The sequence below is a fragment of the Nonomuraea sp. NPDC059023 genome (assembly GCF_042740095.1).
Lineage (GTDB): Bacteria > Actinomycetota > Actinomycetes > Streptosporangiales > Streptosporangiaceae > Nonomuraea.
In genome coordinates this window covers 38,964-46,681 of record NZ_JBHYIO010000063.1, presented here as the reverse complement: position 1 = coordinate 46,681, position 7,718 = coordinate 38,964, and the positions used below count along the sequence as shown (strand labels likewise).

The window sequence follows — 7,718 nt, the reverse complement described above, 5'->3', positions numbered from 1 at the left end:
CTGATCGGCATCGGCTCGGAGAACATCAACTTCGCCTGGGTCGGCGTCCTGCTGCTCGGCGGCGTGATCGCCGCACCCATCGCCGCCTGGCTGGTGCGCCACATCCCGCCGCGCATCCTGGGCTCGGCGGTCGGCGGTGTGATCATCCTGACGAACGTGCGTACCCTGCTGCGCAGCGACTGGATCGACGCGCCCGGCAACGTGCAGGCCATCGCCTACGTCCTCATCGCGCTCCTCTGGGTCGGCGCCATCGTCTACTCGGTACGCGAGTACCGCCGCGACAAGGCGAACGAGTCGGTGGAAGCCGTGGACTCCGAGCTGGAGCGGCAGGACGAGCCCACCCCGGCCTGAGCCACCCGTGATTCGCCCACGATGCCCCCGGACGCGAGCCGGGGGCATCGCGCTTTTTCCGAAGGAGTGCCTCCTTGAGATCAGCTCACCGCCGCGGGGAACGCTGATGCGGATCTCCGCCAGAACCCGGTACGCGCTGCGCGCCATGTGCGCCCTGGCCACCGCCCCGGCCCCGGTGCACGCCCACCAGATCGCCGCCGGCCAGGACATTCCGCGCCGCTTCTGCGACAGCATCCTCCTGCACCTGCGCCGCGCCGGGCTGATCCGCAGCCAGCGCGGCCCCGAGGGCGGCTACTGGCTGGCCCGCCCGGCCGGGGACATCACCCTGGCCGACGTGATCGCCGTGACGGAGGGGGCCGAGCCGCCCGCCGCCCGCTTCCCCGGCGCCGCCGCCCCGCTGGCCGAGGTGTGGGAGCGGCTGCACGACTACGAGACGGCGCTGCTGGGCGAGGTCACGCTGGCCGACGTCACCAAGCGGCCTTCCCGCTCCTGACGTACGGCCGGATCTTGACGAAGTACACCACCGCGCCCCAGGCCAGGGCCAGCAGGAGGAAGACCAGCGCGATCCGGCCGTTGCCCGACGCCGCCGACTCGCTCCTGGCGACGTACTCCGCGGCGGTGTAGACCGGCCTGCCGTCGACCACGGCCCCGACCGCGTGGATCCGGTTGCTCCCGTCCGGGTAGCGGGTGGCCGAGGTGAAGGCCGCCTCGGCGTCCTCGAGGATCTCCAGGCGTACGCGCATGCCCGCCTTGACCCCGCCCGCCGGAGTCGTGTCCAGCCGGAACGCGACGTTCCGCGGGCGGCCGGTCAGCGTGAGCAGGTAGTCGACGCGGCTGGACTGGCGGTTGCCGCTGCCGGCCTGGGTCCTGGAGACGTCGAAGGTGGCGACGATCCCCTCGACCACCTTGACCTCGGCCATGGTGAAGTCCGGCTCGCTCTTGCCGCCCCGGTCGTTGAAGAAGATCGCGAAGCCCAGCAGGACCAGAGCGGGCATGACCCACCGGATGATCACTTTCACCGGGCGACTATCTCATATCCACGAACATCCGCTCGATCCCATCCAAAGCGATCTTCAGCTTGCCGGCAAACCACTCCTCGTGGCCCGGACCGGCGGCCCGGGTGATGATCTCCAGCACCCGCGGGTCGAAGTTGCCGGTCCAGGCGCGCGGCGGCTCGCGGTCGCCCTCCAGCGCGCCGGCCAGCATGAAGTCCCGTGACAGGACGGTGTTGCAGGCCAGATCCAGGACGAAGTCGACGGCGAGCGTGGCCTTGTCCGGCGGCAGCCCCTGCTTGATCAGGTCGAGGCACAGCCGGTTGAACGCGGCGATGAGCTCGTCGTTGGCCAGCAGGCGCCGGCCCGCCGCCATCATGAGGCCCGGGTTGTCGCGCAGGATGCCCCAGACCGTCCAGGCGGCGCCTTCCAGCAGGTCGCGCCAGTGGGCGCCCCCGGCCGGCCACGCGGCCTGCCTGATCAGCAGCGTCACGCCGGTGTCGACGAGGTCGTCCTGGCCGCCGATGTGACGGTAGAGGGTCGCCTGGTTGACCCCGAGCCGCTGGGCGATCGCGCTCACGGACAGCTCGACGAACCCGTGCTCGACGACGGCCCTGGCCACGGCCTCCCGGTCGACCACCCGGGGGCGGCCGCCCTTTCTGGTCGGTTCGCGCATGGGTCCAGTATGAAGGTTTTGCGAATGCCGTTGCAAAACAACGCGAGCCGCCACTACGGTAAGGCTTACCTAAGTCCCCCGAGGAGTGTCATGGCGCGGCTACGCGTGCTCTACCTGAGCGTCTTCATCATCTTCCTGGGCCAGCAGACCCTGAACCCGCTGATCGCGCCGCTGGCCCGCGAGGTCGGCCTGGCCGACTGGCAGGTCGGCGTCATGATCAGCACCTCGGCCGTCGTCGTCGTGCTCACCAGCCAGTTCTGGGGCCGCAAGTCCGCCCAGTGGGGCCGCAAGCCGGTGCTGGTCGGCGCCCTGACCGGGGCCACGGTGGCGATGCTGGCCTTCGCCGTCCTCGCTCACCTCGGGATCGCCGCGCTGCTCTCGGGCGCGCTGCTGTTCGGCCTGCTCGTGCTGACCAGGGGCGTGCTGTTCGGCGTCGCGTTCGCCGCGGTGCCGCCCACCGCCCAGGCGTACGCCGCCGACGCCACCGAGACCGAGCGCGACCGCCTGGCCGCGATGGCGGCGATCGGGGCCGCCCAGGGCATCGCGATGATCGCCGGAGCGGGTGTGGGCGGGCTGCTCGGCGGTTTCGGCATGCTGACCCCGCTCTACGCCGTCCCGCTGATCCTCGCCGTCGGCGCCGTGCTCGTCGCGGTCCTGGTCAAGCCGCAGGGCGCCCGCGAACTCGTGGCCGCGCCGCCCCGCGTGCACCCGCTGGACCGGCGGGTGTGGCCGTACCTGCTGACCGGGTTCGGGATGTTCACCGCGCTCGGTTTCGTGCACATCCTCATCGGCTTCCTGCTCCAGGACCGCAACGGCCTGTCGGCCACCCAGACCGCGGGCGCCACGGGCGGCACCCTGCTCGCCGCCGGGGTCGGCATGCTGCTCGCGCAGGTGGTCATCGTGCCCAGGGTCGGCTGGCCCGCGCGGCGGCTGATGCGCGTCGGCGCCCTGGTCGCGCTGGGCGGACTGGCGCTGCTGCTGCCCGACCTCGGCCTGCCGGTGTTCGTCGCCGCCGTGCTGATCATCGGGCTCGGGCTCGGGCTGGCCATCCCCGGCTACACGGCGGGCCCGACGTTCGCGATGACGAAGGAGGAGCAGGGCGGCCTGGCCGGGGTGGTGGCCGCGAACAACGCGCTCACGTTCGTCCTCGCGCCCACCCTCGCCACCTCCCTGTACGCGCTGTCGCCCCTGGTCCCGCTCGTCACCGCCGTCGCCATCATGTGCCTGGTGATCGTCCTGCTCTACACCCACCCGCTCTTCCGGCGGGACGAGGCCCGGCCCGAGGAGCCCGCGGCGGCGCGGCAGGGATAAAGTGGCTGGCCGACGACCGAGAGTGAGGGGACGCGGGTGGCTCGGACCAGGCCGGCGGGACAACGGCGCGCGCAGTTACTCGACGCGGCGGAGGCGCTGGTCCTCAGGGCAGGGGTCGGGTCGCTGACCGTCGATGACGTCACCGCCGGGGCCGGTGTCGCGAAGGGCACCTTCTACCTGCACTTCTCCAGCAAGGACGACCTGGTCGGCGCGCTCAGGGACCGTTACGTGGAGCGGTTCGCCGCCCGGCAGAGCCAGGTCGCGGGCTCGGCGGACGGGGTCGAGCGGATCGAACGATGGATGCTGGCCGGCATCGCGGAGTATCTCGGCGACCTCCGGCTGCACGACGTGCTGTTCCACAGCTCCGCCCGGCCGGAGCGGCCGGGGCCCAACCCGGCCGTGGACGCGATCGTCGCGCTGCTGGCCGAGGCGGGCGCGGCCGTACCCGATCCGGAGGCGACGGCGATCGTGCTCTACCACGTGATGCACGGCAGCGCCGACCACGTCTACCACTTCCCCGGGGACCGGGACCGGCTGATGGCCGAGGCCGCGCGCCTGTGCCGCGCCCTCGTCACGCTCTAGACCTCCACCGGTGGGGCCGAGGTGTCCGCTGTCGGCCAGGTGACGGCGGTTGACCGGCGCTCCTGACGGGAAAAGGTCGCTGGGTGGGCTTCCCCGGTCCCGGATCGGGTGCTCCAGCAGGCCGCCGTCATCGCTGGGTCCACCGACGGTCTCGTCCTGCCTGGAGGTATGCATGCTCCGTCATCCGTTACCGGTGCTCGCCGGCGTGGTCGCGCTGGTGTCGGCGGTGCTGGCCGCGCCCGCCCACGCCGCCTTCCCCGGCGCCAACGGCCCCATCTACTTCGTCGACCAGACGACCGACCCGGACAAGGAGATCTACCGGATCAACCCGGACGGCGGCGGCCTGACCAAGCTCACCGACAACGACGTCGCCGACTCCAACGCCGCGGCCAATGCCGGCAACACGCGCGTGGCCTTCACCCGCTCCGCCGGCGGCTCCCACCAGCTCTGGACGATGAACCCGGACGGCACCGGGCAGACCCAGGTCGACACCGGCGGCCCCGTCGTGGACGCGCCCGTCGACTGGTCGCCGGACGGCACGAAGATCATCTACCGGGCGGGCGACAGCACCCTGACCGTGATCGGCCCGGACGGCTCCGGCCGTACCTCGCTCGGCGTGTACGGCGACGCCCCCGCGTGGTCGCCGGGCGGCGACCGCATCGCCTTCCGCGACCCCACCCGCAACATCTCCGTCATGAACGCCGACGGCTCCGGCGAGACCCAGCTCACCGCCTACAGCGGCAACGACGGCGCCGGGCTGCCCGACTGGTCGCCCGACGGCAGCAAGATCACCTACGGCTGGACGCGCTTCGCCCCCAACCTCGCCCAGATCTACGTGATGAACGCCGACGGCAGCGGCCAGGCCAACCTCTCCAACGACGCCACCTTCAGCGGCGCGCCCCGCTGGTCGCCCGACGGCACCAAGATCGCCTACACCTCCGACAACGACCTGTTCACCATGAACACCGACGGCACCGGCAAGAGCGCGCTGGCCGTCGTCCCCGGCTTCCAGTTCACGATCGACTGGGCCCCCGCCGGCGCCACCGACGTGGCCGTGGACCTGGCCGCGCAGCCGCGCCTCGGCCTGCTGGTCCCCTACCTGAGCTACCGCATGACCGCGCGCAACGCCGGTCCCGGCCCGCTCACCTCGGCCACGCTGACCGCGACGCTGCCGCCCGGCCGGACCGCCACCCACCTCTCCCCCGGCTGCACCTCGGTCCCCGGCACCGTCACCTGCTCCTACACCGCGCTCGCGGCCGGCGCCTCGGCGACCGCCACCTTCCGGCTCCCGCTCGGCCTGCTCAGCCTCGGCAACGTGACCGTCACCGCGACCCGCACCGCCTCGTCCCCCGCCGACCCCGACCCGGCCAACGACAGCGACGCCGCCCCCTGCACGGTCGTCACCGTCCTGCTCGCCACCTGCGCCTGACCCCCCTTCTCTCCGGTACGGCTCCCGCCGGCGGGAGCCGTCAAGGCGCGTCGCGCTGGATCCAGGCGCCGATCTGGACCCGGGAGGAGATGGCGAGCTTGGTGAGGATGTTCTCCATGTGGGTGTCCACGGTGCGCTTGGCGATGCCGAGCCGCTCGGCGATCTGCCGGTTGGTCAGGCCCTCGGACACCAGCCGGGCGATCTCGTACTCACGCTTGGTCAGCGGCTCCTGGACGCTCCGCGCGGGTGCGGACGGGTCGGATTCGGCGAGGATGCCGGCCAGGGTGCGTTCGAGGCCGATCTGGTGGCCGATGCGGCGCTGGGCGTCGAAGATCTCCTCGCCCAGCGCGTCCCTGCACTGCTGCTCCATGATCTCCCTGATGAGCGTGTGCTGGGGGCCGAACATGGAGACGCCGCTGACGGTGCGCGCGTCCTCGACGGAGCCGATCAGGCGCGCGGCCGCCTCCGGGGTGCCGAGGTTGAGCAGGCAGCCGCCGTAGAACTCCAGGGCCAGGGCGATGCCGAGCATGTCGTCGAGGTCGTGCTTGACGCGCAGGGCCTCGCGCAGCCGCAGCAGGCCCGCCGACGGTTCGCCGCTGAGCATGAGCGTCATGCCCCACACCGCCTCGGCGTAGGAGCGGGCCCACAGCTCGCCGGCCTCCGCCCCCGCTGCCACGACCGCGGCGGCCCGCTCGACGGCGCCGTCGAAGTCGCCCTGCAGGGCGGCGACCACCGCGATGAACACCGGCCCGAGCGGGACGAGGACGTCGCGGGTGTCCAGGCGCGCGTGGATCGCGCTGCCTTCCTCCAGCCGGGTACGCGCCTCGGCCAGCTGACCGGCGAACAGGCCGGCGATGCCGTCGACCAGGGCGATGTAGCCCTTGAGCGGCTCGTCGCCGGTCGACTCGGCGAGGGCGGCGGCCCGGTCGAGCAGCGGCCGGGCGGCGTCGGCCTCGTCGTGCATGACGATGAACAGCGCGTGCATCACCAGGCCCTCGCCGGAGGCGGTGGCGCCGGGGAAGGCCCGCCCGGCCCAGTAGCGGGCCTCGCCGATGAGCCCGTGCATCGCGATGAGCCGGGCGACGGTGAGGAACACCTCCTCGTGCCGGCCGCCGCGCAGCAGGTGGTCGCAGGCCTCGCGGATCTGGTGCTGCTCGCGTGCGTACCAGTCCAGCCAGCCCACCTGCGCGCCGGTCGGCAGGTCCCGCCGGGCCTGTCCGGCGTTCTCGACCAGCCAGCCGGCGATCCTGGTGCGCAGCGTGTCGCGCTCGCCGCGCCGTTCGAGCTCGCGGGCGCCGAACTCCCTGACGGTGTCCAGCAGGCGGAAGCGGGCGTCGTCCTGGCTGCCGGTGCGCAGCACGATGGACTGGTCGACGAGGCTGGACAGCGTCGCGACGACGTCGTGGAGCGGCAGGTGCTCGTCGGCGCAGACACGTTCGACGATGTCGAGGTCGAAGTCGCCGGTCAGCGCGGACAGCCGGGCCCACAGGAGCTTCTCGCGGGGCGAGCACAGCTCGAAGCTCCAGCCGATCGTGGCGTCGAGGGTCTGGTGGCGGCCGCGGCGGCCGCGCCTGCCGGGCACCTCCAGGATCCGGTGGTCGAGCCTGGCCAGGATCTGCTCGGCCGACAGGGTGCGTACGTGGGCGGCGGCCAGTTCGAGGGCGAGCGGGATGCCGTCGAGGCGCTCGCAGAGCCGGTGCACCGGCTGCAGGTTGGTGGTGGTCAGCCGCCAGTCGTGGGCGACGGCGGTGGCGCGGTCGGCGAACAGCCTGGCCGCCTCCGACAGCTCGGGCTCGTCGTCGGCCGCGGGCGGCACGCAGGTCAGCGGGCCGATGCCGAGGACGTGCTCGCCGGGGATGTTCAGCGGGATGCGGGTGGTGGTCAGGATGGTCAGGCGGGGGGCGGCGCGCAGGAGGTGCTCGGTGAGGTCGGCGCAGGCGTCGACGAGGTGCTCGCAGGTGTCGAGGATCAGGAGCAGGTGCCGGCCGGCCAGGTACTCGACCAGGATCGTGCCGGGGGCGCCGACGTTCTGCGCGCTCAGGCCCAGCGACTCGCAAACCGTGGCGGCGATCAGGTCGGCCTCGTGCAGGGCGCCGAGGTCGATGAAGCAGATGCCGTCGGCGTAGTTGTCGGCCGTCTGCGCGACCGCCTGGACGGCCAGCCGCGTTTTGCCGACGCCACCCGGTCCGGCCAGCGTAATCAGCCGGGATTGACCGAACAGCCGGAGAATCTCGCGCAGCTCGGCATTCCTGCCGATGAAGCTCGTGAATTCCGCAGGCAGCCGCCCCATTCGCCGCTCTGTCCCCGAAATCATCACTCCGGGATCGTAACCGGCCGGTCACGGGCCGGATAGGGTATCGAACGGCTCTGAATGGGA

Annotated in this window: 8 protein-coding genes; 5 read left to right on the top strand and 3 right to left on the bottom strand. The window is 72.4% G+C overall.

All coding sequences use genetic code 11. The annotated features are described in order from the left end of the window. A partial coding sequence (locus tag ACFWYW_RS54680) for a sulfite exporter TauE/SafE family protein (protein WP_379641382.1) occupies window positions 1-351 on the top strand: 351 nt, incomplete at its 5' end. Window positions 352-457: 106 nt separating this feature from the next. Further along, window positions 458-844 carry an RrF2 family transcriptional regulator gene (locus tag ACFWYW_RS54675; protein WP_379624930.1) on the top strand — a complete coding sequence of 129 codons (387 nt, stop codon included), beginning with the start codon at window positions 458-460 and terminating at the stop codon, window positions 842-844. On the opposite strand, the gene ACFWYW_RS54670 is transcribed toward ACFWYW_RS54675, so the two are convergent. Both ACFWYW_RS54670 and ACFWYW_RS54665 read right to left on the bottom strand, forming a co-directional pair. Continuing rightward, window positions 819-1,370 carry a hypothetical protein gene (locus ACFWYW_RS54670; protein WP_379624928.1) on the bottom strand — a complete coding sequence of 184 codons (552 nt, stop codon included), beginning with the start codon at window positions 1,368-1,370 and terminating at the stop codon, window positions 819-821. The genes ACFWYW_RS54675 and ACFWYW_RS54670 overlap by 26 nt on opposite strands. A 7-nt stretch (window positions 1,371-1,377) precedes the next feature. After that, window positions 1,378-2,019: a TetR/AcrR family transcriptional regulator gene (locus ACFWYW_RS54665; protein ID WP_379624926.1), complete on the bottom strand. Its 642-nt coding sequence runs from the start codon at window positions 2,017-2,019 to the stop codon at window positions 1,378-1,380. Window positions 2,020-2,109: 90 nt separating this feature from the next. On the opposite strand from ACFWYW_RS54665, the gene ACFWYW_RS54660 reads away from it, so the two are divergent. From ACFWYW_RS54660 to ACFWYW_RS54650, 3 genes are all read left to right on the top strand, one after another. Beyond that, on the top strand, window positions 2,110-3,330 hold the full coding sequence (locus ACFWYW_RS54660; protein ID WP_379624924.1) for an MFS transporter: 1,221 nt from the start codon (window positions 2,110-2,112) through the stop codon (window positions 3,328-3,330). A 36-nt stretch (window positions 3,331-3,366) separates the two neighbouring features. Beyond that, a complete protein-coding gene (locus ACFWYW_RS54655) occupies window positions 3,367-3,912 on the top strand; it encodes a TetR/AcrR family transcriptional regulator (protein ID WP_379624922.1) in 546 nt (181 codons plus the stop codon). Window positions 3,913-4,084: 172 nt separating this feature from the next. Next, window positions 4,085-5,341: a hypothetical protein gene (locus ACFWYW_RS54650; protein WP_379624920.1), complete on the top strand. Its 1,257-nt coding sequence runs from the start codon at window positions 4,085-4,087 to the stop codon at window positions 5,339-5,341. Between the two features lie 40 nt (window positions 5,342-5,381). Here ACFWYW_RS54650 and ACFWYW_RS54645 read toward each other — a convergent pair whose 3' ends face one another. Further along, window positions 5,382-7,631 carry a LuxR C-terminal-related transcriptional regulator gene (locus ACFWYW_RS54645; RefSeq protein ID WP_379624918.1) on the bottom strand — a complete coding sequence of 750 codons (2,250 nt, stop codon included), beginning with the start codon at window positions 7,629-7,631 and terminating at the stop codon, window positions 5,382-5,384. Window positions 7,632-7,718 lie beyond the last annotated feature (87 nt).

Excerpts from the sequence above, each read along its gene's own strand:
- ACFWYW_RS54650 (WP_379624920.1), top strand. The coding sequence starts at position 4,085 with ATGCTCCGTCATCCGTTACCGGTGCTCGCCGGCGTGGTCGCGCTGGTG.
- ACFWYW_RS54645 (WP_379624918.1), bottom strand. The coding sequence starts at position 7,631 with ATGGGGCGGCTGCCTGCGGAATTCACGAGCTTCATCGGCAGGAATGCC.
- ACFWYW_RS54660 (WP_379624924.1), top strand. The coding sequence starts at position 2,110 with ATGGCGCGGCTACGCGTGCTCTACCTGAGCGTCTTCATCATCTTCCTG.
- ACFWYW_RS54675 (WP_379624930.1), top strand. The coding sequence starts at position 458 with ATGCGGATCTCCGCCAGAACCCGGTACGCGCTGCGCGCCATGTGCGCC.
- ACFWYW_RS54665 (WP_379624926.1), bottom strand. The coding sequence starts at position 2,019 with ATGCGCGAACCGACCAGAAAGGGCGGCCGCCCCCGGGTGGTCGACCGG.